We start from the raw sequence: 21,094 nt of genomic DNA on the forward strand, positions 1-21,094 counted from the left end.
CCGGGAGCCCGGGCGAGTTGGCCGCGGCGGGCGGTGAGTTGGCTGCACCGGCGACCGGTAAGTCGCGCGGATTCGCCGACTTGGGCCTCCCGCGGGTGGAACGGGTCATCCGCTGCGGCCTGCCGCGAAGGCCCGCCGCGGAGGCCCGCCACAGCGATCGACTTTGCCGGAACCCTGCCTGGGAGGGCGGGGGCTGCTCAGCCCGCCTTGGCGACGATCCGCGCTGTCCCATCGCGCAGTTCCTCGAGACCCCAAACCTCCGGCAGTCGCACGTCCTTCTCCATCCGCACCACCGTGTTGTACAGCGAAACCGACTCAGGCAGCGCCGCGAACCGCAGGTCGGTCTGGCCTTCGAACCGGGTTCGGCGAAGCTCCAGTGAATCCGTCGCGCGCGCTCCGGTGAATTCGGCGTCGCCGGCGAACTCCGCGTCTTTGAACGTCGTCGGCCCGGCGAACATCGTCTCCGAGAAGTCCGCCGTCTCGGCGAAGGTCGTTCCGCTGAACCAGGCGTGGCTTTCGAAGATCGCGCCGCGGCAACGGAAGTAGCCGATCAAGCGCCCCCCGCCGGTGCCCGCGGCCGTCAGGTACACGCGCCGTGTGAAGCGGCAACCGTTGAAGTTCGTGCTGCTGCGCAGCGACGCGTACCGCAGCAGCAGACCGCCGACCAGCTTGCCCGAGAGAGTGAAGTACTCCAGCGTCGCGCCGGTCAGATCCAGGTCGTACTCGGGGCCCTCGGCGTCGCGCGCCGGGAGCAGTTCGGTGAGCAGCCGCTGCGCCGTGAGCCGGACCGTCAGCTCACGGTCCTCCTCCGGGCTGCTGTCCTCCTCGGTGTCGTCGGAAGCCTTGTCGTCGGCAGCCTTGTACCGCGGATGCTCGAACGGCCGCCGCAGGTAGGAACACAGCACATCCAGCACCGTCTGCGTGTAGGCCGGCCGGCTGCGCGCCAGCCCCGCCAGCGCGTGGAGCGCCCCCACCCGCACCTGGTCGGCCGCGTGCCCGAGCAGCTCGACCGCCTTCGCGAACCGCTCGTCGGCGACGCGCTCGCGGTCCTGTTCCGCGCGCTGGGCCTCGAGTTCGTGCCGTTGCCGCTCGATGTCCTGGCGCCGTTCCTCGACCCGGCGCCGCCGGTCGTTCAGCCACAGCGCGTACAGCGCCACGATCGCGCCGCCGGCGAGGCCGCCGGTCTTCAGCGCGTCACTGCGGCTGGTGGCGGGGTCGGTCAGCAGCCAGCCGCCGACCCCGAACAGCAGCACCGCCGACGCGAGGAACGTCCACGCCAGCGGCGATCGCCACAGCTTCACCGGCTCAGGAGACCAGCATGGTGCTGACGCAGAAACCCTTTTTGTCGAAATTCGTGGCGCTCAGCGTGCCCTTGACCGGCTTGCCGGCCGCCGTCCCGGTGACCTCTCCCGAGACCAGGTACTTGTCCGCCGGCACCTCGCCGAGCTGCAGCTGCAGCGGCGGCTTGAGGAACGTGTCGAGCCACGAGCTCAGCAGGTCCTTCGAGTCGGCGCAGCCCATCGCGACCGCCCCGTTGTTGTCGCCCGCGTTCAGCTTGTCGATGAAGCCCTGCAGCACAGCCTTCGCGTCGGAGTTGCCGCCGCCGGCCGCCGGCGGCTCCGTGGCGCGTGTCGTCGACTTCCTGGACGTCGTCTTCGGCGCCGACGGCTTGGCGGACGTGCTCGACGCCGGGGCCGCGGCGGTGTTGTCGTCCTTCGACAGGAAGAACCCCGGCGCGACGAATCCCGTGATGCCCACCAAGGCGAGCACGACGACCACGGCGGAGCCGATCGCGACCCACATCCCGGTCCGGCTCTTCTTCGGCGGCGCGGGCGGCCCGCCGAAGCCCTGCGCGTAGCCGCCGGCCGCCGGGGCCCAGCCGGACACCTGACCGCCCGCGTTCGGGTCCCAGGTCTGCTGGCCGTACTGCTGGGCGTTCGGGTCCGCCCACGCCGACTGCTGCTGGCCGTACTGCTGCGTGGTGGGGTCCGCCCACTGCTGCTGGGCGTACGGGTCGCCCCACGCCGGCTGCGGGTTCGCCGGGAAACCGCCCGAGGGCGGCGGGTAGCCCTGCTGCTGGTTCGGGTCCCAGCCCTGCGGGTACTGCTGCGTCGGGTACGGCTGCTGCTGGTTGGGGTCCCACCCGCCCTGCTGCGGGTAGCCGCCGGACTGCGGCTGGCCGTACGGGTCGGGCTGACCGGGCTGGCCCGGCTGAGGCGGGTACGTCATCTTTCCATGCCTTCCGGGCGCTGGGGGTTCGTGCGCTTCCGACGTCCGGCGGAGGCGTGCGGTTCCCCCAGGACGTGGCTGCAGCATTCTGCAAGCTCGGACGGTACGGCATGGAACCGGCTCCCGGCCGTGATGACGCGAAGCCGTCACGATCCGGGAGCCGGGCCGGGCGGATCAGCCGACGGCGAGAGCCTGGAGCCGGTCGTAGGCACCGTTGAAGGTGTCCTGGTCGAGCGGGCTCGAGGTGTACTGCCAGACGGTGTGGAAGCCCCAGTTGTACGGCAGGCTGCCGACCGTCGAGGAGTACCGCGCGATCCACAGCGGGGCCGTGCTGGAGAAGTCACCGCTGACGCACTGGCCCCACCAGTTCGTCGACGTGTAGATCACCGGGTACCGGCCGGTCTTGGCGTGGTAGGTGTCGTGGAAGTCGAGGATCCACGACGTCATCGCCGCCTTGCTCAGCCCGTAGCAGGTCGCGCCGTACGGGTTGTACTCCATGTCCAGCGCCCCGGGCAGCGTCTTGCCGTCCTTCGACCAGCCGCCGCCGTGCGCGACGAAGTACGTCGCCTGCGCCGCGCCGCTCGAGGTGTTCGGCGTGGCGAAGTGGTAGGCGCCGCGGACGAAGCCCTGGTTGTAGGAGCCGGTGTACTGCTGAGCGAAGTACGGGTTGGTGTAGCTGGTGCTCTCCGTGGCTTTGGTCCAGACGAACCGCTTGCCCTGGTTCCACCAGTTCGCCCAGTCGACGTTGCCCTGGTAACCGGCGACGTCCATGCCGGCCACGGTGGCCAGCACCTGGCCGGGGATGGCCTGGCCGGGCTGCGGCAGCTGCGCCGCCTTCTGCGTGTCCGGGGTCGACGTGTCGCCTTCGACGCGCCGGATCTGCGACCCCAGTTCGTGGTCGTGCTGCGCGATGTCCGCGTTGATCGCGGCCACGGGGTCGACTTCGGGGGAGAAGGTCGTCGCCTGGGCCGTGCTGCCGAGCAGGAGCAGCGTGGCCGGGACGACCAGGGCAGCGAACAGCCGCCCTCTTCGGGAAGTGGACATCGTTGGATCCCTTCACAGATACCCTCGCTGAGGGCGGCTTACTGCAGGTAGCCGCCCGTGCACGATTGTTGGGGACGAAGTGGCGTTTGTCACTCAGTTCCGTGAAATTGGGTATACGTGTGGGTGATTTTCCCGGGCAAATGATCTTTAATTGGTTACCGGTTAACACCTATTACCACACCGTTGCGCCGTTCAGCCCAACGCGAGCGCGAGCAGCCGGTCCGCCGGGCCGTTGAACCAGTTCTGGTCGCCGGGCAGGGTGCCGCGATCGGCGAACTGCCAGATCGTGTGGACGCTCCAGCCGGACGGCAGCTCGCCGATGAAGGTGTTGTAGCGCGCGATCCACAGGGGATTGGCGCCGAACCCGCCGTTGTTCGCGGTGCACCGCTTCCACCAGCTCGTCGACGTGTAGATCGTCGGGAACCGGCCGGTCGCGGCCCGGTAGGTTTCGGAGAAGTCGCGGATCCAGGCGCTCATGCCCGCGGCGTCCTTGCCGTAACACGTTTCGCCGTACGGGTTGTACTCCGCGTCGAGTGCGCCGGGCAGGGTCTTGCCGTCGGCCGACCAGCCGCCGCCGTGGGCGAGGAAGTACCGGGCCTGCTCGGCGCCGCCGGAGATGTCCGGGCGGGCGAAGTGGTACGCGCCGCGGATCAGGCCGGCGTTGTAGGCGCCGTTGTACTGCTGCGCGAACTGCGGGTTGACGAAGCCGGTGCCCTCGGTCGCCTTGACGTAGACGAACTTGGCGCCCGCGCCGGCCGCGCCGGACCAGTCGACCGGGCCCTGGTGCCCGCTGACGTCGTGCCCGAGCTGCTGCTCGTCGCCTCCGTACAGCACTCCGGGAACCCCGCCGACGCCCTCGACCTTGGCGATCTGCGAACCCGCGTGGTGGTCTTCGGCGCCGCCGTAGGCATCGACGGCCTTCGCCGGCGCCTGCCCGGCCGCGAGGAACGCGGCGGCGAGGACGGCGGCGAAGGGCAGCGAACGTCGTTTCACCCTCTTGCTCCCCACCGATCTCGTGAGACTTCTTCAGCCTCACGATGCACCGGTGTCGCCGGATCGGCGACTCGATGATCACTCGATGGGGTGAAACTCGCAGGTCAGCGCCGCTCGTCGGCGATGGCCTTCATCAGGTGCTCCGCCGGCACGACGGCCGTGATCAGGTCGTGCGGGTTGATCGCGACGGGGTGCCCGCCGAGCAGGTCGACGATGTCGCGGCCGAGCACGGCGCGCGCGTGCGGCCACTCGCGCGGCACCAGCGCCTTGCGGGTGTAGGCGGGCACCATGACCCGGCCGTCGGTGTTGTGGAAACCGATGACGGTCCGCTGCACCGGCGACATCGCGTAGACGAACAGCGTCGCGTCGAGAACGACCTTCGGGAGGTCCGACGGCGGGCGGTGCTCGGTGCGGACGAGCTGCAGCAGGTGCTCGAGGTCGTTCGCCGGGTCCGGGAAGCCGAGCGCCTTGGGCGAGGGCCGGTAGCGGTCGTTGGGGTGGAAGTCGGCGACGACGTCGCCGGCGGCGTTCACCGGGTAGGCGCCGACGACCGCCCAGGACGGCACCGGGCCGTTGGGGTCGAAGGCTTCGTCGATGACGTAGAGCCAGCTGTTGGGGTTGGCGCGGGCGTTCGCCCGCATTTCCGCGGTGATCTCGGGCGTGCCGTGCTTGCCCGAGCGTCGTGCCTGCTGACCGTCGCGCCGTGCGGCCCGGTTGTCCTTGCCGTGCCTGCCGGGGCGATCGGCTCCGCTTCCGGTGGGCTGCTGCGAAACCACTCGATCCGCCTCGTCCCGCTGCGCCATCGTCATCCCCATGTTCTCGGATGTGCCTGCCAAGTCTTGGAGCGCCACTCTACTGTTTGCCCATGGCCTCTTCGCGTTCGGTCGACCCCGGACAGTTACGTGCGGCGGTGCTGGCGGTTTTCCCGTGGTTGCAGGGCGATGCGCCGGCTCCGGCCCGCCCGGAACTGGCCGCGGCGGTCCGGCTCAGCCTGCGCGCGCTGGCGGCCGACGCACCGGGCCGGACGGTCGAAGTGCGGGTGCCGCCCTTCGCCGCGGTGCAGTGCGTGGAGGGACCGCGGCACACCCGGGGCACCCCGCCGAACGTGATCGAGACCGACCCGCGCACGTGGCTCGAACTGGCCACGGGCCAACTGGACTGGACCACGGCGATGGCCGACGGCCGGGTGTCCGCGTCGGGCACCCGGGCCGACCTGTCGCACTGGCTCCCGCTGCTCCGCCTTTGACGGGCGGGGGCCGCGGCTACGGCTTGCGGCCGATCCCGCCTGCGATGGTCCGCTGGGCCACGTTGAGCTCCTTGAGCCGCGGGCCGTCCGGCCACCAGTCGGCGCACCGGGCCACGCCCGGGGGCACCATCTCGAGCCCGGGGAACAGCCCCTCGATCTCCTTCTGCGTGCGGAAGGTGCCGGAACCCATCGGGCTGTGCAGGAAGAAGTCCTCCATCCGGCGGGCCGTCGCGGAGTCCTCGTCCTCCGGGTCGAAGAAGTGCGACACCGCCACGAACGAACCCGAGGGCAGCGCGTCGATGTACTCCTTCATGATCTCGGCCGGCCGTTCCGCCGGGCCGTTGTAGTGGTGCAGCGTGCCCATCTGGAGGAACGCGACCGGCTGCGAGAAGTCGATGTGCTGCCGGACCACCTCGTGCTCGAGGATCCGCTGCGGCTCGAAGATGTCCTCGGCGACGAAGTGGGTGTTCTCGTTCTCCTCGAGCAGCGCGCGGCCGTGTGCGAGCACGACCGGGTCGTTGTCGACGTAGACGACCCGGATTTCCGGGTTGATCCGCTGGACGACCTGGTGGGTGTTCTCGGCGGTCGGCAGGCCGGAGCCGCAGTCGAGGAACTGGGTGATGCCCGTCTGGCCGGCGAGGAAGCGGCAGGCGCGGATCAGGAAGCCGCGGTTTTCGAAGGCGAGGTCCTGCGCCTCCGGGGCGGCCTTCTGCACCTTGTGCAGGACCTCCCGGTCGATCTCGTAGTTGTCCTTCCCGAGCAGGAAGGCGTCGTAGACGCGCGCGATGCTCGCTCGGGTCGGGTCGACCCCCACGGGAACTCGTTCGGTCCGGGTCGCGGCGTCGGGCATTTTGAACCTCGCAAGTTCTGTGTCGAAAGTCTCGTACTCTACGTAGAGTAGGACTCCGCACGCATGCGGTAAACCGGGTCACCTCTTTGCGCAGGACGGCCCAACGTGTACTTTCGGTAGTCGGGCTAGAACCCCCTGGTGACGTGAGCGCGGAAGGTTCCGGGAATGAACGCGGTGAACGCGTCCGCAGGTGAACAGAACATCGGCCCCACGGCGCGCAGGATGATCCTGGGCTCGCAGCTTCGCCGACTCCGTGAAGAGGCCGGCATCACCCGCCAGCAGGCCGGTTACAACATCCGTGGGTCCGAGTCGAAGATCAGCCGGCTGGAGCTGGGCCGCGTCGGGTTCAAGGAACGCGACGTCACCGACCTGCTGACGATGTACGGCGTCGACGACCCGACGGAGCGCCGGACGTTCCTCGAGATGGTCAAGCAGTCGAACGAACCGGGCTGGTGGCGGCGCTTCGGCGACACCATGCCGAACTGGTTCACCGACCTCGTCGGCCTCGAAGAAGCCGCCGCGCGAATCCAGATCTGGGAGCCGATCTACGTCTCCGGGCTCCTGCAGATCGAGCCGTACGCGCGGGCCATCTTCAGCCACGGCCGCCCCGACATGGCCGACGAGCGGGTCGACCAGCTGGTCGCGCTGCGGATGCGGCGGCAGAAGATGTTCAGCAGGCCGGACGCGCCTCGCGTGTGGATGGTCCTCGACGAGTCGGTGCTGTACCGCCCGATCGGCGGAATGAAGGTCCTCAAACAGCAGATCGAATACCTGCTCGAGATGAGTGCGCTGCCGCACGTGTCGGTCCAGGTGCTGCCGTATTCGCGCAGCGGGCTCTCCGCGGAGCACGCGTTCTCGCTGCTGCGGTTCGGCGAGCCGGAACTCCCGAACATCGCGTACGTCGAATACCTGACCGGCGCGCACTACATCGAAAAGCGCGAAGAGATCGAGAAGTACAGCCGCGCTCTCGACATGCTGGCCGTCGACGCGGAGACGCCGGAGCGGAGCCGGTCGATGCTCGGGAAGCGTCGCCAGGAGATCTGACTGCCCTAGTCAGGGGCCTGTGAACGCTGACCGGCCGTAGTGATACCGCCGATCGGGTAGGGAGCGATCACCCGATAGGTTAACCGCACTCTTGTGATTTCTTACCGTCAGAAAACTTTGCAAGAACTTCTGCACGTGCATTTACCGTTGCAGCCACACGTGCTAGCCTCGAATACGCGGGCAAATGCACATGCAGATGCATAGCCCCGGAAGATTTTTTGCTTCGAGAGGTGGACCATGGCTGAGCGATTCGAGAACGGCATCCCGGCCGATCGGCTGTCGGATGCCCAGTGGCGCAAGGCGAGCTACAGCGGCGCGGTGGGCAACTGCGTCGAAGTTGCCCCGCTGTCCAACGGGGAGATCGCGATGCGCAACTCGCGGTTCCCGACCGGCCCGGCACTTGTGTACACGCGTGCCGAGATGGCGGCGTTCCTGGCCGGCGCCAAGGACGGTGAATTCGACGATGTCCTCGGCTGAGGTCGTCGTCCCCGTCTTCGACATCGATACCGGACTGCAGGAGCTGGTGGCCCGCGGCTACCAGTTCGTGCACCCCGCCGACGACCGCGGTGAAGTCCTCGCCGTCGTCGGCGTGCGGGTGCACGACGACGTGGTGGACGTGGTCCGGCTCAACGCCGAGGACGACGTGGTGGCGACCAGGATGCCCGGCACCGAAGAGAACATCTTCGAGCCGGAGCGGTGGCTGTGGCGCCGCTCCGGGGAAGGTGCGCAGGTGCTGACGGAGATCCTCTCGTTGCCGGATGCGTGTTAGACGTGCGAGCTTGCGGGCCCCGTCCGAAGTGGTCAGTACCACGTCGGGCGGGGCCTGACGCATGTTCGCACCGTCTACACTGAAATCGGCCTGACCACGTCTTCCCAGGAGCTCCTCGGTGGTTTCCGACCCGCAGCTCGTGTCCGACCAGCCCGAACCGGAACCCCGTGAGGAGTGTGGCGTCTTCGGCGTCTGGGCTCCCGGGGAAGAAGTTGCGAAGCTGACCTACTACGGCCTCTACGCCCTGCAGCACCGAGGGCAGGAGGCGGCCGGCATCTCCGTGTCCGACGGCTCGCAGATCGTGGTCTTCAAGGACCTCGGCCTGGTCAGCCAGGTGTTCGACGAGCAGATCCTGCAGTCGCTGCAGGGGCACATCGCCGTCGGGCACTGCCGGTACTCGACCACCGGCGCGACCATCTGGGAGAACGCGCAGCCGATCTTCCGCACCACCGCGACCGGCAGCGGCCTTTCCTTCGCGCACAACGGCAACCTCGTGAACACCGCCGAGCTGCGGGAACGCACCCTCGCCGCGGGGCTCAAGCCGCACGCGGGCCTGACCGGCTCGTCGAGCGACTCCGACCTGATCTGCGGCCTGCTCGCCGCGAACGCCGCCGACAAGGGCATCGAGGCCGCCGCCATGGAGCTGCTGCCCACCCTGAAGGGCGCCTTCTGCCTGGTGTTCGCCGACGAGAACACGCTCTACGCGGCGCGCGACCCCCACGGCGTGCACCCGCTGGTGCTCGGCAGGCTCGAGCGCGGCTGGGTCGTCTCGAGCGAGACGGCGGGCCTCGACATCGTCGGCGCGTCGTTCGTCCGCGAGGTCGAGCCGGGCGAGCTGATCGCGATCGACGCCGCGGGCCTGCGTTCCTCGCGGTTCGCGAACCCGGACCCCAAGGGCTGCGTCTTCGAGTACGTCTACCTCGCCCGCCCCGACACGACGATCGCCGGCCGCGGCGTGCACGCCACCCGCGTCGAGATCGGCCGCCGGCTGGCCACCGAGGAGCCGGTCGAGGCCGACCTGGTGATGCCGGTGCCGGAGTCGGGCACCCCGGCCGCCATCGGCTACGCGCAGGGCTCCGGCATCCCGTACGGCACCGGCCTGGTGAAGAACGCCTACGTCGGGCGCACCTTCATCCAGCCGTCCCAGACCATCCGCCAGCTGGGCATCCGGCTCAAGCTGAACCCGCTGCGCGACGTCATCCGCGGCAAGCGCCTGGTCGTGGTGGACGACTCGATCGTCCGCGGCAACACCCAGCGCGCGCTCGTCCGGATGCTGCGCGAAGCCGGCGCGCTCGAGGTGCACGTCCGGATCGCGTCGCCGCCCGTACGCTGGCCGTGCTTCTACGGCATCGACTTCGCCTCGCGGGCCGAACTGGTCGCGAACGGCGTCGACCTCGACGGCATCCGGCGCTCGATCGGAGCCGACTCCCTGGGCTACATTTCCCTGGACGGCCTGGTCGCGGCGACGGAGCAGCCGAAGACGCGGCTGTGCACGGCGTGCTTCTCCGGCGAGTACCCGATCCCGCTGCCCGAGGACGCGCTGATCGGGAAACACCTGCTCGAAAGCCTCGACGCGGTCAATGGCGCGGCGACCCCCGTCAGCCCCGCCGGGTACGGTGCCGAAGACGCCGTCCGGCGTCCCTAGCAGTTCCTTCCAGTAGGGAGTCCTTCCACCGTGAGCGAGTCCACGAGCGCCACGTACGCCGCCGCCGGCGTCAGCATCGACGCCGGCGACCAAGCCGTCGAGCTGCTCAAGCCGCACGCCGAGCGGGCGACGCGGCCCGAGGTCCTGGGTGGTGTCGGCGGTTTCGCCGGGCTCTTCTCCCTGAAGCTCGACAAGTGGAAGGAGCCGGTGCTCGCGTCCTCGACCGACGGTGTCGGCACGAAGATCGCGGTCGCGCAGGCGCTCGACAAGCACGACACCGTCGGCATCGACCTGGTCGCCATGGTGGTCGACGACCTGGTCGTGACCGGGGCCGAGCCGCTGTTCCTGCAGGACTACATCGCCGTCGGCAAGGTGCACCCGGAGAAGATCGCCGCGCTGGTCGGCGGCATCGCCGAGGGCTGCGTCCAGGCCGGCTGCGCGCTGCTCGGCGGGGAGACCGCGGAGCACCCGGGGATGATGGGCGAGCACGACTACGACATGTCGGCCACCGGCGTCGGCGTGGTCGAGGCGTCGCGGCTGCTCTCGCCGGAGAAGGTCCGCCCGGGTGACGTCGTGCTGGCCCTCGGCTCGTCCGGATTGCACTCGAACGGGTACTCGCTGGCCCGGCACGTGCTGCTGGACATCGCCCGGATGCCGCTGGACGGGCACGTCGAGGAGTTCGGCCGCACCCTCGGCGAGGAGATGCTGGAGCCGACGCGGATCTACGCGAAGGACTGCCTGGCGCTCGCCGCGGAGACCGAGGTCCGGACGTTCGCGCACATCACCGGCGGTGGCCTGGAGTCGAACCTGGCCCGCGTCATGCCGCGCGGCCTGGTCGCCCGGCTCGACCGCGGCACCTGGTCGCCGTCGGCGGTGTTCGCGCTGATCGGGCACCGCGGCAAGGTCGAGCGCGCCGAGCTGGAGAAGACGTTCAACATGGGGGTCGGCATGGTCGCGATCGTCGGCGCCGAGGACGTCGACCGGGCGCTGGCCATGCTCACCGCGCGGCACGTCCCGGCGTGGGTGCTGGGCGACGTCCAGCCCGCCGACGACGTCGACGGGCCGAGGGCGATCCTTTCGGGCGATCACCCGCGCTTCTGACAGCGTCCTTTCAAGAAGCCACTTGATCGTGGCTGTCACACTTGAGGGTGTGGCAGCCGAAGACGTGGTGATCGGCTCCCGGTTCGTGATCCCGGGAGCCGAGTTGAGCGAGCGCTTTTCGCGCTCGTCCGGCCCCGGCGGCCAGGGCGTGAACACCACGGACTCGCGGGTGGAGCTGTCCTTCGACGTCGCTTCCTCGCCGTCGATCCCCGAGCACCTGCGTGACCGGGTGCTGGCCGGGCTCGGCTCGCGGCTCGTCGACGGCGTCCTGACCATCGCGGCCAGCGAACACCGGTCGCAGCTGCAGAACCGGGAAGCGGCGCGCGGCCGGCTGGCGAACCTCCTGCTCGACGCGTCGGCGCCGCCGCCCGCCAAGCGGCGCCCCACGAAGCCGTCCCGCGGTTCGAAGGAGCGCCGCCTGGCGTCGAAGAAGCGCCGGAGCGACGTGAAACGAGGCCGCTCCGGCCGCTTCGAGGACTAACTGGTCACTGAGCTCAGGTGCACGCACTCGCCCGCCGTCCGGTAGCCGACGCGGGCGTAGACGTTCCCGATCCCCAGGTCACCGGGGGTGAGGAACGCCGTGTGCGCACCGGCTTCGTGCACCTCGCGGGTGAGGTGCGCGGTGAGCGCCGCGGCGATCCCGCGGCCGCGGTACGGCTCGAGCACGGCGATCCCGGCGATCTCGGTGGTGCCGTCGACGATTTCGAGCGCGAGCCCGCCGCCGACCACCGCGCCGGACGCGATGTCCTCCGCCAAGAGGTACCGCCCGCCGGCGCTCGGTTGCGGAACTTCGTCGTCGACGATCTCCGCGGGTTCGCCGAACGCGGTGTTCTGCGCCGACCGCATGCGCCGGAAGTCCTCGCCGGACTCCGGCACGCGCAGCCGGATACCCGCCGGAGCCGGCTTGTCCACGCGGGCGGCCGGCGCGCACGTCATCAACGGCACCCGTCGTTCGAGCTCGTACCCCGCGTCGACGAGCCGGTTTTCCAGGCCGGGTGCGACGTCGGTGAAGTACTCGAGCCGCGGGAGCAGGTCCCGCCGCCGGTACGCCTCGGTCAGCGCGCCGATCTCGGCCATCGTCGGCTTCGCGCCGTCGTCCGGGATCGCGTAGTTGAGCATCGGGTGGGCCGTGCCCGGCGAATAGGTGGCGAGGAACGGGCCGAGCCGCTCGGTCTCCCGGCCGCGGGGCGCCGTGGTGCGGACATAGGTCTGGATAGCAGACATTGCTGGTGGGAGCTCTTTCGAGAGCACGTCAAGGAACCGCAGCCGCTCAGCGGGCGTGCGGGCAGGGCGCTGGGCGTCGGGCCTAGCGGGGGCCGACGCCGGAGACGGCGCCAGGCATAGGCAGTCATTCCTTGACTCGATGGTGCTCTTCCCGGCCATCATCGCACGGCCGGCCACCGGTTTACCGGCGTTCCGGGTGCGCGATGGCCGCGTAGCGCGTGTCCCACACCGAGCGCGGCACCCGCAAGGTGAGTTTCGGAGCTTCGCAAATGGTGCGGCGCGGTACCGGGATCACCACCGGCACCGGCGGTGGGGCGTCCAGCGCGCGCCAGCCGCGACGGCTGAGGGCCGCGCCGAGCGTTGCGCCCGCCGTGTTGAGCAGGACGTCGTCGGCCGACGTCACGCGGCCGGTGTGGATCAGATATTGCGTACCTTCCACCAGCACGGACGCGATCAGTGCGGCCAGCGCGATCCGCGGCAGCACGCGCAGGCGGCGGATCCGCAGCGGGAGCAGGGCGCCGAGCGGACAGAGCAGCAAGACGTTGCCGACCACCTGCCAGAGCGAGCCGTCGCTGGCCATCGCCGCGGTGATGTCGGCACCGGGCACGAGGTCGAGCGTGCTCTCCCTCGAGCCGCCGACGGGCATCGTGACCAGGCAGAACACCAGGAAGACGACGAGGGCGGCGGCGCAGTCGACCGCGGCCGTCGCGCTCGCTCGGCGAGCGGCCATTCTCCGGCGGCGCCTCGCCGCGAGCAGTGGCCAGCCGAGCAGCGCGTACGGCAGCGCGATGGCCGAAATGGGAACCATCCCCCAGAAGGCGCGCAGCAGAGCTTCCATGCGCTTCCCTTCTTGAACCCCTCAAGATCATCGATGCGCGATGAAACGACCCCTAGCAAGATCACCTTCGCATCACAAGATCGACTCGGCAGTCCGAGCGGGCCGCACTATTCGGTGATCTTTCCGGTGGCGCCGATTATCTTGACGTGGTTCGGTCAGGGGGCCATCGTCCACAGTGGAGCCTGTGGACAACCCTGTGGATGAATTCCCGTGCCCGAGGGGAAAGCCTTGTGCTGCAAGGGAAAGGGTTGAAGTGTCCCTGTGGACTACTTTGCGGCCAGTTCCCGCGCCTGCTCGAGCAGAACCTGCAGGTGCAGACCACGCCGGACGTCGCAGGGGTGCGTCGTCGCGCCGCTCGCGATCATCGCCGCGAAGTCGTCCAGCAGTGCGGTGTAGGACGCCTGCGCCGAGCCCGTTTTGCGCCCGAGCGTCCGGTAGCCGTGCTCACCCCAGACCGCGACCTCGACGACGGTCGGCTGCACCGGCAGCCGCAGCGCGAGCGTGGCCGTGCTGATCACGCCGCCGTCGTGCGCCAGCATCAGGTGCCAGAGGTCGCCGGGGCTCCGCCGGGCCGCCACGACCTCGGTGATCGGGCCGAGCGCGGCGTCCAGCACGTCCAGTGCGTGCGGGCCGACGTCGAACAGCGCGCCGCCGTCGTCCTGCCGCCACTCCGAGGCGGCGTACTGACCGCCGAGCAGGGCGCCGGACAGCCAGCGCGCCCCGCCGCCCGCCCAGCCGCCCGCCTGGGCGAGGTCGGCGAGCCACTCCTGGGTCTGCGCCGAGTAGCGCAGGGTCAGCATGACGAGGGCGGTCACGTCGGCGGCCGCGACCGCGTCGGCCAGCCGGCGCGCGCCGTCGAGGTCGGCGGCGATCGGCTTCTCCAAGATCAGGTGCTTCCCGGCTTCGGCCGCCCGCACGCCCAGCTCCGCCTGAACCGACGGCGGGACGGCGAACGCGACCGCGTCGACCTGCGCGAACAGCTCTTCGACGCTCTCGGTGGCGGTTGCGCAGTGCGTCTCCGCAAGCGCTTGCGCGGCCTCTGGCCGACGGCCCCAGACCGCGGTCAACGTCGTGCCGGGATGATCCGCCAGTCCGGGCGCGTGCACCGTCGTCGCCCACGGGCCGGCACCGATCAGGCCGACGCGCAGCTGTCCGTCCGCGATGAGCTGTCCCACGGCTCGCAGTCTAGGTGTGTTCCGCGTCGCGCCGGAACCGCACCTTCGGCGGGCGCCGGCGTGGTTAAAGTGCCTGCATGATCGCCTCCCGGTTCGCCGTTGCCTGCGCTCTCCTGTTCGGCGCCGCCTTCGTGGGTGCTGCACCCGCTTCGGCGGCGGGCACCGACGGGGCCTGCGCGGAGGGCGGCGGCGTGACGGTGGTCGTCGACTTCGGTGACCTGGGCCCGCAGCCGTTGATCCGCTGTGCCCCCGGCGTGCCCGCGAACGGCATCGCCGCCCTGCAGGAGGCCGGGATCGAGGTGGCCGGTTCGCAGAAGTACGGTCTCGCCGTGGCCTGCCGGATCAACGGGCAGCCCGACGCGAGCGTCGAATCCTGCGCGGGGATGCCGTCGGCCACGGCGTACTGGGGCTACTGGCACGCTGCCGCCGGCGGGACCTGGACGTCGAGCCAGGAGGGCGCGCAGACGGCGAAGCCGGCCCCCGGCGGGTTCGAAGGCTGGGCGTTCGCCCGTCCGAAGTCCGCGAACGACCTGCCGTCGCCGCCGCGCGTGCCGCCTGTCCGGCAGCCGGTCGCATCGGCTCCCGCGCCTGCTGAACAGAGAAGTTCGTTCCCCTGGGGCCTGGTGATCGGGGCCGCCGTGATCGTGGTGGTCGGCGGCGCGGGGATCGTCGTCGCCCGTCGCCGGCGTGCGCAGTAGGGCGCTGCACCCCGGCGCCTGGTGGGCCTGGGCGCTCGCGCTGGCCGTCGCCGCGAGCCGCACGACGAACCCGCTGCTGCTCGGCCTGATCATCGCGGTCGCCGGGTTCGTCGTCGCGAGCCGGCGGAGTGACGCGCCCTGGGCGCTGGCGTTCCGGCTGTACGTCTACGTCGGCGCGCTGATCGTCGCCTCGCGCGTGCTGTTCCGGATCCTGGTCGGCGGCGAAGACGGCGGGCACGTGCTCTTCACGCTGCCGCGGATCACGCTCACCGCCGGCTTGTCCCTGCTCGGGCCGACGTCGGCGGAGGAGTTGCTCGGCGGCTTCTACGACGGCCTTCGGCTGGCGACGATGGTGGTCTGCGTCGGCGCGGCGAACGCCCTCGCCAACCCGAAACGCCTGCTCAAGACCGTCCCGGGAGCGCTGTACGAGGTCGGCACGGCGGTGACGGTGGCGTTGACGGTCGCTCCGCAGCTCGTCGAGAGCGTGCAACGCGTGCGGCGGGCCCGCCGGCTGCGAGCCGGCCGGACTCGCGGGCTGCGGGCGGTCAAGGGCATCGTGGTCCCGGTGCTGGAGGACGCGATGGACCGGTCGCTGCGGCTGGCGGCCGCGATGGACTCCCGCGGCTACGGCCGCCGCGGTGACCTGAGCCGCGGGCTGCGGCTGCTGATCGGCGGCTGTGTGCTGGCCGGGCTGGTCGGCGTGTGCGTCGGCGTCTACGGCGTGCTCGACGGGACGGCGTCGTTCTGGCTCGGGGTGCCGCTGCTGGTGGCCGGTCTCGCCGTGGCCGTCGTGGGCTTCGTCCTCGGCGGGCGGCGGGTGCGGCGGACGGCGTACCGGCCGGATCCCTGGCGGTGGCCGGAGACGCTGGTCGTCGCGGCCGGCGTGGGGGCGTGCGCGCTGCTGTTCGTGACCGCGCGCGTCGATCCGGGGAACCTGTACCCGTCGCTGAGTCCGCTGCGCTGGCCGGAGGTTTCCTGGGTGCACGCGTTGTCCCTGCTGGTCGCGGTGCTGCCGGCGTTCGTCGCGTCCTCGCCGCCGTCGTCGGAGGTCGTCCGGTGATCGAGTTCTCGCGGGTCACGGTGACCTACCCGGACGCGGCGCGGCCGGTGCTCACCGACGTGTCGCTGCTGGTCGAGGAGGGTGAGCTGTGCCTGGTCGCCGGGCCGACCGGGGCCGGCAAGTCGACGTTCCTCGGCGCGATCAACGGGCTCGTGCCGCACTTCACCGGCGGGCGGCTGTCCGGCCGGGTGCTGGTCGACGGGCTGGACACTGCTTCGCACCCGCCTCGGGAGCTGGCTTCGGTCGTCGGTGTCGTCGGGCAGGATCCGCTCGCCGGGTTCGTGACCGACACCGTCGAGGAGGAGCTCGCGTACGCGATGGAGCAGCTGGCGGTGCCGCCCGAAGTCATGCGTAAGCGGGTTGAGGAAACCCTGGACCTGCTGGGGATCGCGGAGCTGCGCAACCGTCCACTTCGGACATTGTCGGGCGGGCAGCAGCAGCGCGTCGCGATCGGCTCGGTGCTGACGGCGCACCCCCGGGTCCTGGTGCTCGACGAGCCGACGTCCGCATTGGACCCGACGGCCGCCGAGGACGTGCTCGCGTCGATCACGCGCCTGGTGCACGACCTCGGGACGACGGTGGTCGTCGCGGAGCACCGGATGGAGCGCGTCGCGCAGTACGCGGACCGGCTGCTGTACCTGCCGGGCGACGGTTCGGTCCGGTCGGGACCGCCCGCGGAGATCTTGGCGACGTCCGCGATCGCGCCCCCGATCGCCGAGCTGGGGCGGCTGGCGGGGTGGTGGCCACTGCCGTTGTCGGTCCGGGACGCGCGGCGGGTGGCCGGGCCACTGCGCGCGCGGCTCGCGGATCGTCGGAAACTGTCGGTGGGGGGTCGTAGTCTCTCGGTGACCGGTTCGACACTGGATGTGAGAGGGGTGGTGGTCCGCTACGGAGATGTCCTGGCGGTGCGCGGGGTGGACCTGCGCGTCGGGCAGGGGGAGGTGGTCGCGCTGATGGGACGCAACGGCTCCGGCAAGTCGTCGCTTCTCTGGGCGGTGCAGGGCAGCGGGCCGAGGTCGGCGGGGAAGGTCGACGTCGGTGGAGCGGATCCTGCGTCGCTCAAGCCACGGGTGGCCCGTCGGCGCGTCGGGCTGGTCCCGCAGACCCCGGCCGACCTGCTGTACCTCGATTCGGTGGACGCCGAGTGCGCACAGGCCGACGCGGAATCGGAGGTACGGGCAGGAACGGCCCGGGAGCTGCTGGACCGGCTGACCCCCGGCATCGCCGGTGAAGCGCACCCCGGCGACCTGTCCGAAGGGCAGCGGCTGGCACTGGTGCTGGCTGTCCAGCTGGCGGCGGCACCGCCGGTCGTGCTGCTCGACGAGCCCACCCGCGGCCTGGACTACCACGCGAAACGGCGCTTCGCCGCGGTCCTGCGAGAGCTGGCCTCGCAGGACCGGGCGGTGGTGCTGGCCACCCACGACGTCGAGTTCGTGGCGACGGTGGCCGACCGCGTGGTGGTCATGGCCGAGGGCGAGGTGGTGGCGGACGGCCCGACGAAGGAGGTGATCGTCGCCTCACCGGCGTTCGCACCGCAGGTGGCGAAGATCCTGGCACCCGAGCAGTGGCTGACGGTCGACGAGGTAGCGGAAGCCTTGGCATGAGGACGCGGGCAAAAGCGCAGCTCGCGCACCGGCCGGTGCGGCGCCCGGGCGCGGGCATCCCGACTGGGGGCGCACGCTGCGCAGGTAGCGGTGCCTCACAGTCGGCTCCGGCCGTGGCTTGGCGTCGCGGTGGAGGCCGGGCATGACTGGTGGTCTCGTGGCGTTCGCCTGGTCGGTGCTTTCCCACCTCCCGCTCGTGCGTGCCCGCGTAGCGGTGGAGGCGGGGCATGACCGGTGGTCTCGTGGCGTTCGCCTGGTCGGTGCCTTCCCTCCGCCCGCCCGTGCGTGCCCGCGAAGTGGCGGAGGTCCAGGCATGACCGGCTGTGTCGCCTCGCCTCGCGCGGTCCACCGGGCCGGCGCCTTCGCGCGCCCGGCCGAGGCTCTGCGGACCTCGGCCGTCGGCGGGCGCCCAACCCTGCGTGCCCGCTTAGCACCGGCGGCTCCGGCATGACCGGCTTCCTGAGCCCGCCGCCGCGCGTCGTCCGGCTGACGCTTCGGTCCGCACTGGTCCTCGGCCTCGCCGCCCTGCTCGGCCTGGCCATGTTCTGCTGGCCGCTCCTCGCACACCCCCGGCCCGGCGGGGCCGCGCACGCCATGGATGCGCCGTTCGTGTTCATGGCGACCCTGCCGGTGCTCATCCTGGTCGTGCTCGCCGAGCTGTCCCGCGGCGGCATCGACGCCAAGGCGCTCGCGCTGCTGGGCGTGCTTTCCGCCGTCAACGCCGGGCTGCGGCCGCTCGGCGCCGGGACCGGCGGGATCGAGCTGGTGTTCTTCCTGCTCGTACTCGCCGGGCGGGTGTTCGGGCCCGGCTTCGGGTTCGTCCTCGGCTCGACTTCGCTGTTCACGAGCGCGCTGCTCACCGCCGGTGTCGGGCCGTGGCTGCCGTTCCAGATGCTCGCGTCGTCGCTGATCGGGCTGGGTGCCGGGCTGCTACCGCGAAAACCGCGCGGTAAAGCGGAGATCGCCCTGCTGGTCGCGTACGGCGTCTTCGCGGCCTACTTTTTCGGGCTCCTGATGAGCCTGTGGTCGTGGCCGTTCCTCGCCGGGGATTCCACCCAGCTCGGCTTCGTGCCCGGCGCGCCGCTGCCGGACAACCTCCACCGGTTCGCGGTGTACACCGTCCTGACGTCGACGCTCGGCTGGGACACCGGCCGCGCCGTCACCAACGCGGTCGCGATCGTCCTGCTGGGACCCGCCGTTCTGGCGGTGTTGCGGCGTGCCGCAAGACGGGCGGCCTTCGACGCGCCCGTGACGTTCGACCAGAGTCAGCTGTAGGAGTAGAAACCGCGGCCCGTCTTCTTGCCGAGCAGGCCCGCGTCCACCATGCGCAGCAGCAGCGGCGGCGACGAGTACAGCGGCTCCTTGAACTCCGCGTACATCGAGTCCGCGATGGCCTTGATCGTGTCCAGGCCGATCAGGTCGGACAGCCGCAGCGGGCCCATCGGGTGGGCGGTGCCCAGCTCCATGCCGCGGTCGATGTCCTCGGCCGAGGCGAAGCCCGACTCGATCATCCGGATCGCCGAAAGCAGGTACGGCACCAGCAGCGAGTTCACGATGAACCCGGCGCGGTCCTGCGAGCGGATCACGGTCTTGCCCAGCGCCGTCGTCGCGTGCTCCTCCGCGCGGCGGGCGGTCTCCTCGCTGGTCAGCAGCGAGGGCACCAGCTCCACCAGCGGCAGCACCGGCACCGGGTTGAAGAAGTGGATGCCGACCACCTGCTGCGGCCGGCTCGTCGCCATGCCCAGCTTCATGATCGGGATCGACGACGTGTTGGACGCGAACAGGGCGTCCTCCGCCTCGACGATCTTGTCCAGCTGGCGGAAGACCTCGACCTTCGCCTGCTCCTGCTCGAGGATCGCCTCGATGACCAGTTCGCGGTCGGCGAACTCGGCGATGTCCGTGGTGAACCGGAGCCTGGCGAGCGCCGCGTCGGCGTCCTCCGCGGTCAGCTTGCCGTTCTTGAGGCCGCGTTGCAGCGACTTCTCGATGCGCGCCCTGCCGGCGTCGAGCGCCGGCTGGTTCACCTCGGTGACCACGACGTCCAACCCGGACCGTGCGTGCACCTCGGCGATACCGGACCCCATCAGGCCCGCTCCGACGACTCCAACCCGACTTACCACCGGCTCACTCCCTCATCGCTTCGCAGCCCCGCACGCCTTTTGGGCAGCACTGTGGGCAGCACACAACGCGCGAGGGTGGTTGCCGGATGTGGCCCGGCTCCACCCTCGCGCGTTTACGCGTGCTCAACGACGGTACTCGTCGTACCCGTCGTCATATGGGTCTGGATCATCGCTGGCGGACTCCTCGTAATGACTACTGGAGGAGTTACTCGACAGCTCGCGCTGCAAAGCATCGAAGTCGGTCTCGTGCGAGCTGTACTTGAGCTCACGCGCCACCTTCGTCTGCTTGGCCTTAGCCCGGCCGCGCCCCATGGCTCGACCCCCTCGCACAGGGGCGGGGCGGCCGGGGGAATCGGCGGCCCCGCATCGTCTCGACAATTCTTTCCTGCTCACACCGTACCGTGTCCGGGGGGTTCGATGCGACGTGGCACGGTGTGCCGATCGCGACAGCGTTCGCCGGACACCGGTTACCGGCCGGTCGGTGACGATCGGTGCAGGTAGACGTGCCACGATCTAACCGTGCTCCGTCCCTTTGTGGCTTACCTGCGGGTGTACGAACCCCTGCTCGCCCTGGGTGATCCGCCGGACGATCGGCTGCGTGCGGCCGTCGCGGCGGCCAAGCTCCAGCGGACGGACGCGGGGGCGCGTGAGCAGGCCATGTGGCTCAAGTCACAGGTGGCTGCACCGCGGCGGCTCCTGCCCGCCGAGCTCGCCGACGGCCGTCCCGCGCCGAGCCTGCTGACCGACGTCCTGGTGCTCGACCCCGAAGAGGTGCCGGGCGGCAAGGCCGAGCTCGGTCCGCTCGTCTGCCCGCTCGAGCTGCGGGCCCGTTCGGCCGCCGCGCTGGTCACCTTCCTCGGCGACGCCCACCCGGCGCTGAAGAACGTCGTCCTCGACGAGGGCGGCTTCACCCAGGAGACGATCCGCGGCCGGACCAAGTCGGCGATGGCGGACCTCAGCACGTCGGCGGCGCACACGTTGTCGACCACCTGGACCATCCCGCTGCCGTGGTTCGTGCTGATCGAGCCGGAAGAACGACGCCTGGTGCTCGGCGCCGGCCGCACCGACCCCCGCCGGGAGTTGTCCTGGCGGGCGACCCTCGCCGACGCGCAGCACCGCGCGCGCGAGGCCGGCGAGCTCCTGGAGCAGACCTTCGGCGACTCCGGCCCGGGACGCGTGCTGTTCGAGACGCGGCGCTGGCTGGACAACTTCCACGCGGACTCGGTGGTCGAGCTCGACTACGGCGGTCTGGTGCAGCTGCTCACGGACCCGGTCCTCGAGGCCGACAACACGGCCGACGAGGTGCACGACATCTTGGACGCACTGCGCTCGGGCAACGTCGAGGAGCTGGCCGAGCTGTTCTCCGACCTGCGCGAATTCTGGGGCGACGTGGCCGCCCGCGAACGCGCCAACTAGCCGCGCGGGCAACCAGCCTCGCGGGCTGCGCCGGCGAC

General features: G+C 70.7%; 23 protein-coding genes. 12 read left to right on the plus strand and 11 right to left on the minus strand.

The features are described from left to right. Window positions 1-197: 197 nt before the first annotated feature. The 5 genes from AB0F15_RS19970 to AB0F15_RS19990 form a co-directional block, all read right to left on the minus strand. A complete protein-coding gene (locus AB0F15_RS19970; protein WP_360272034.1) occupies window positions 198-1,301 on the minus strand; it encodes a pentapeptide repeat-containing protein in 1,104 nt (367 codons plus the stop codon). Between the two features lie 4 nt (window positions 1,302-1,305). Beyond that, window positions 1,306-2,229 (minus strand): hypothetical protein, encoded by a 924-nt coding sequence (locus tag AB0F15_RS19975; RefSeq protein WP_360272037.1) that lies wholly within the window; start codon window positions 2,227-2,229, stop codon window positions 1,306-1,308. Window positions 2,230-2,403: 174 nt separating this feature from the next. Next, window positions 2,404-3,273: a lysozyme gene (locus AB0F15_RS19980; protein WP_360272040.1), complete on the minus strand. Its 870-nt coding sequence runs from the start codon at window positions 3,271-3,273 to the stop codon at window positions 2,404-2,406. A 192-nt stretch (window positions 3,274-3,465) separates the two neighbouring features. After that, on the minus strand, window positions 3,466-4,266 hold the full coding sequence (locus AB0F15_RS19985; protein ID WP_360272043.1) for a lysozyme: 801 nt from the start codon (window positions 4,264-4,266) through the stop codon (window positions 3,466-3,468). A 104-nt stretch (window positions 4,267-4,370) separates the two neighbouring features. Next, window positions 4,371-5,075, minus strand: coding sequence for a type VII secretion system-associated protein (locus AB0F15_RS19990; protein ID WP_360272364.1), 705 nt, complete (start codon window positions 5,073-5,075; stop codon window positions 4,371-4,373). A 56-nt stretch (window positions 5,076-5,131) separates the two neighbouring features. On the opposite strand from AB0F15_RS19990, the gene AB0F15_RS19995 reads away from it, so the two are divergent. Then, window positions 5,132-5,512 (plus strand): sterol carrier family protein, encoded by a 381-nt coding sequence (locus tag AB0F15_RS19995; protein ID WP_360272046.1) that lies wholly within the window; start codon window positions 5,132-5,134, stop codon window positions 5,510-5,512. 16 nt (window positions 5,513-5,528) lie between these two features. On the opposite strand, the gene AB0F15_RS20000 is transcribed toward AB0F15_RS19995, so the two are convergent. Next, window positions 5,529-6,326 carry an SAM-dependent methyltransferase gene (locus AB0F15_RS20000; protein ID WP_360272049.1) on the minus strand — a complete coding sequence of 266 codons (798 nt, stop codon included), beginning with the start codon at window positions 6,324-6,326 and terminating at the stop codon, window positions 5,529-5,531. Between the two features lie 201 nt (window positions 6,327-6,527). Here AB0F15_RS20000 and AB0F15_RS20005 point away from each other — a divergent pair, with 201 nt between their 5' ends. The 6 genes from AB0F15_RS20005 (at window position 6,528) to arfB (ending at window position 11,402) form a co-directional block, all read left to right on the plus strand. Then, on the plus strand, window positions 6,528-7,406 hold the full coding sequence (locus tag AB0F15_RS20005) for a helix-turn-helix transcriptional regulator (RefSeq protein WP_360272052.1): 879 nt from the start codon (window positions 6,528-6,530) through the stop codon (window positions 7,404-7,406). A gap of 237 nt (window positions 7,407-7,643) precedes the next feature. Then, complete coding sequence (locus AB0F15_RS20010; protein ID WP_360272055.1) at window positions 7,644-7,883, plus strand: DUF397 domain-containing protein; 240 nt, start codon at window positions 7,644-7,646, stop codon at window positions 7,881-7,883. Next, window positions 7,870-8,175, plus strand: coding sequence for a hypothetical protein (locus AB0F15_RS20015; protein WP_360272057.1), 306 nt, complete (start codon window positions 7,870-7,872; stop codon window positions 8,173-8,175). The genes AB0F15_RS20010 and AB0F15_RS20015 overlap by 14 nt, the downstream gene beginning before the upstream one ends. A gap of 118 nt (window positions 8,176-8,293) precedes the next feature. Further along, complete coding sequence (gene purF / locus AB0F15_RS20020) at window positions 8,294-9,820, plus strand: amidophosphoribosyltransferase (protein WP_360272060.1); 1,527 nt, start codon at window positions 8,294-8,296, stop codon at window positions 9,818-9,820. 30 nt (window positions 9,821-9,850) lie between these two features. Then, window positions 9,851-10,921 (plus strand): phosphoribosylformylglycinamidine cyclo-ligase, encoded by a 1,071-nt coding sequence (purM, locus tag AB0F15_RS20025; protein ID WP_360272063.1) that lies wholly within the window; start codon window positions 9,851-9,853, stop codon window positions 10,919-10,921. A 64-nt stretch (window positions 10,922-10,985) separates the two neighbouring features. After that, a complete protein-coding gene (gene arfB / locus AB0F15_RS20030) occupies window positions 10,986-11,402 on the plus strand; it encodes an alternative ribosome rescue aminoacyl-tRNA hydrolase ArfB (RefSeq protein WP_360272367.1) in 417 nt (138 codons plus the stop codon). Here the strand turns inward: arfB and AB0F15_RS20035 are convergent. The 3 genes from AB0F15_RS20035 to AB0F15_RS20045 form a co-directional block, all read right to left on the minus strand. After that, window positions 11,399-12,145 carry a GNAT family N-acetyltransferase gene (locus tag AB0F15_RS20035; protein WP_360272066.1) on the minus strand — a complete coding sequence of 249 codons (747 nt, stop codon included), beginning with the start codon at window positions 12,143-12,145 and terminating at the stop codon, window positions 11,399-11,401. The genes arfB and AB0F15_RS20035 overlap by 4 nt on opposite strands. Before the next feature lie 181 nt (window positions 12,146-12,326). Beyond that, complete coding sequence (locus AB0F15_RS20040; RefSeq protein ID WP_360272069.1) at window positions 12,327-12,983, minus strand: VanZ family protein; 657 nt, start codon at window positions 12,981-12,983, stop codon at window positions 12,327-12,329. A 266-nt stretch (window positions 12,984-13,249) separates the two neighbouring features. Further along, complete coding sequence (locus AB0F15_RS20045) at window positions 13,250-14,158, minus strand: Gfo/Idh/MocA family oxidoreductase (protein ID WP_360272072.1); 909 nt, start codon at window positions 14,156-14,158, stop codon at window positions 13,250-13,252. A gap of 77 nt (window positions 14,159-14,235) precedes the next feature. Here AB0F15_RS20045 and AB0F15_RS20050 point away from each other — a divergent pair, with 77 nt between their 5' ends. The 4 genes from AB0F15_RS20050 (at window position 14,236) to AB0F15_RS20065 (ending at window position 18,795) form a co-directional block, all read left to right on the plus strand. Next, the gene (locus AB0F15_RS20050; RefSeq protein WP_360272074.1) at window positions 14,236-14,856 is read left to right on the plus strand and encodes a hypothetical protein; all 621 of its coding nucleotides are present in this window, start codon (window positions 14,236-14,238) and stop codon (window positions 14,854-14,856) included. Further along, window positions 14,846-15,916: a CbiQ family ECF transporter T component gene (locus AB0F15_RS20055; RefSeq protein WP_360272076.1), complete on the plus strand. Its 1,071-nt coding sequence runs from the start codon at window positions 14,846-14,848 to the stop codon at window positions 15,914-15,916. The genes AB0F15_RS20050 and AB0F15_RS20055 overlap by 11 nt, the downstream gene beginning before the upstream one ends. Next, window positions 15,913-17,520, plus strand: a complete 1,608-nt coding sequence (locus tag AB0F15_RS20060) for an ATP-binding cassette domain-containing protein (protein WP_360272079.1) — start codon at window positions 15,913-15,915, stop codon at window positions 17,518-17,520. Before AB0F15_RS20055 ends, AB0F15_RS20060 begins: the two co-directional genes overlap by 4 nt. Window positions 17,521-17,967: 447 nt before the next feature. Continuing rightward, entirely contained in the window at window positions 17,968-18,795 is an 828-nt protein-coding gene (locus tag AB0F15_RS20065; RefSeq protein WP_360272082.1) for an ECF transporter S component, read from the plus strand. Here the strand turns inward: AB0F15_RS20065 and AB0F15_RS20070 are convergent. Together AB0F15_RS20070 and AB0F15_RS20075 are read right to left on the minus strand one after the other, a co-directional pair. Further along, window positions 18,786-19,640 carry a 3-hydroxybutyryl-CoA dehydrogenase gene (locus AB0F15_RS20070; protein WP_360272085.1) on the minus strand — a complete coding sequence of 285 codons (855 nt, stop codon included), beginning with the start codon at window positions 19,638-19,640 and terminating at the stop codon, window positions 18,786-18,788. The genes AB0F15_RS20065 and AB0F15_RS20070 overlap by 10 nt on opposite strands. Window positions 19,641-19,763: 123 nt before the next feature. Then, complete coding sequence (locus tag AB0F15_RS20075; RefSeq protein ID WP_360272087.1) at window positions 19,764-19,952, minus strand: DUF3073 domain-containing protein; 189 nt, start codon at window positions 19,950-19,952, stop codon at window positions 19,764-19,766. Between the two features lie 207 nt (window positions 19,953-20,159). Between AB0F15_RS20075 and AB0F15_RS20080 the strand changes: the two genes are divergently transcribed. Next, window positions 20,160-21,056, plus strand: a complete 897-nt coding sequence (locus AB0F15_RS20080; protein WP_360272089.1) for a hypothetical protein — start codon at window positions 20,160-20,162, stop codon at window positions 21,054-21,056. Window positions 21,057-21,094 lie beyond the last annotated feature (38 nt).

The organism is Amycolatopsis sp. NPDC026612 (genome assembly GCF_040638285.1).
Lineage (GTDB): Bacteria > Actinomycetota > Actinomycetes > Mycobacteriales > Pseudonocardiaceae > Amycolatopsis.

Coding starts and splice junctions, on each gene's coding strand:
- AB0F15_RS20065 (WP_360272082.1), top strand. CDS start 17,968: ATGACCGGCTTCCTGAGCCCGCCGCCGCGCGTCGTCCGGCTGACGCTT.
- AB0F15_RS20010 (WP_360272055.1), top strand. CDS start 7,644: ATGGCTGAGCGATTCGAGAACGGCATCCCGGCCGATCGGCTGTCGGAT.
- AB0F15_RS19995 (WP_360272046.1), top strand. CDS start 5,132: ATGGCCTCTTCGCGTTCGGTCGACCCCGGACAGTTACGTGCGGCGGTG.
- AB0F15_RS20005 (WP_360272052.1), top strand. CDS start 6,528: ATGAACGCGGTGAACGCGTCCGCAGGTGAACAGAACATCGGCCCCACG.
- AB0F15_RS19980 (WP_360272040.1), bottom strand. CDS start 3,273: ATGTCCACTTCCCGAAGAGGGCGGCTGTTCGCTGCCCTGGTCGTCCCG.
- AB0F15_RS20075 (WP_360272087.1), bottom strand. CDS start 19,952: ATGGGGCGCGGCCGGGCTAAGGCCAAGCAGACGAAGGTGGCGCGTGAG.
- AB0F15_RS19990 (WP_360272364.1), bottom strand. CDS start 5,075: ATGACGATGGCGCAGCGGGACGAGGCGGATCGAGTGGTTTCGCAGCAG.
- AB0F15_RS20050 (WP_360272074.1), top strand. CDS start 14,236: ATGATCGCCTCCCGGTTCGCCGTTGCCTGCGCTCTCCTGTTCGGCGCC.
- AB0F15_RS20015 (WP_360272057.1), top strand. CDS start 7,870: ATGTCCTCGGCTGAGGTCGTCGTCCCCGTCTTCGACATCGATACCGGA.
- AB0F15_RS20035 (WP_360272066.1), bottom strand. CDS start 12,145: ATGTCTGCTATCCAGACCTATGTCCGCACCACGGCGCCCCGCGGCCGG.
- AB0F15_RS19975 (WP_360272037.1), bottom strand. CDS start 2,229: ATGACGTACCCGCCTCAGCCGGGCCAGCCCGGTCAGCCCGACCCGTAC.
- AB0F15_RS20040 (WP_360272069.1), bottom strand. CDS start 12,983: ATGGAAGCTCTGCTGCGCGCCTTCTGGGGGATGGTTCCCATTTCGGCC.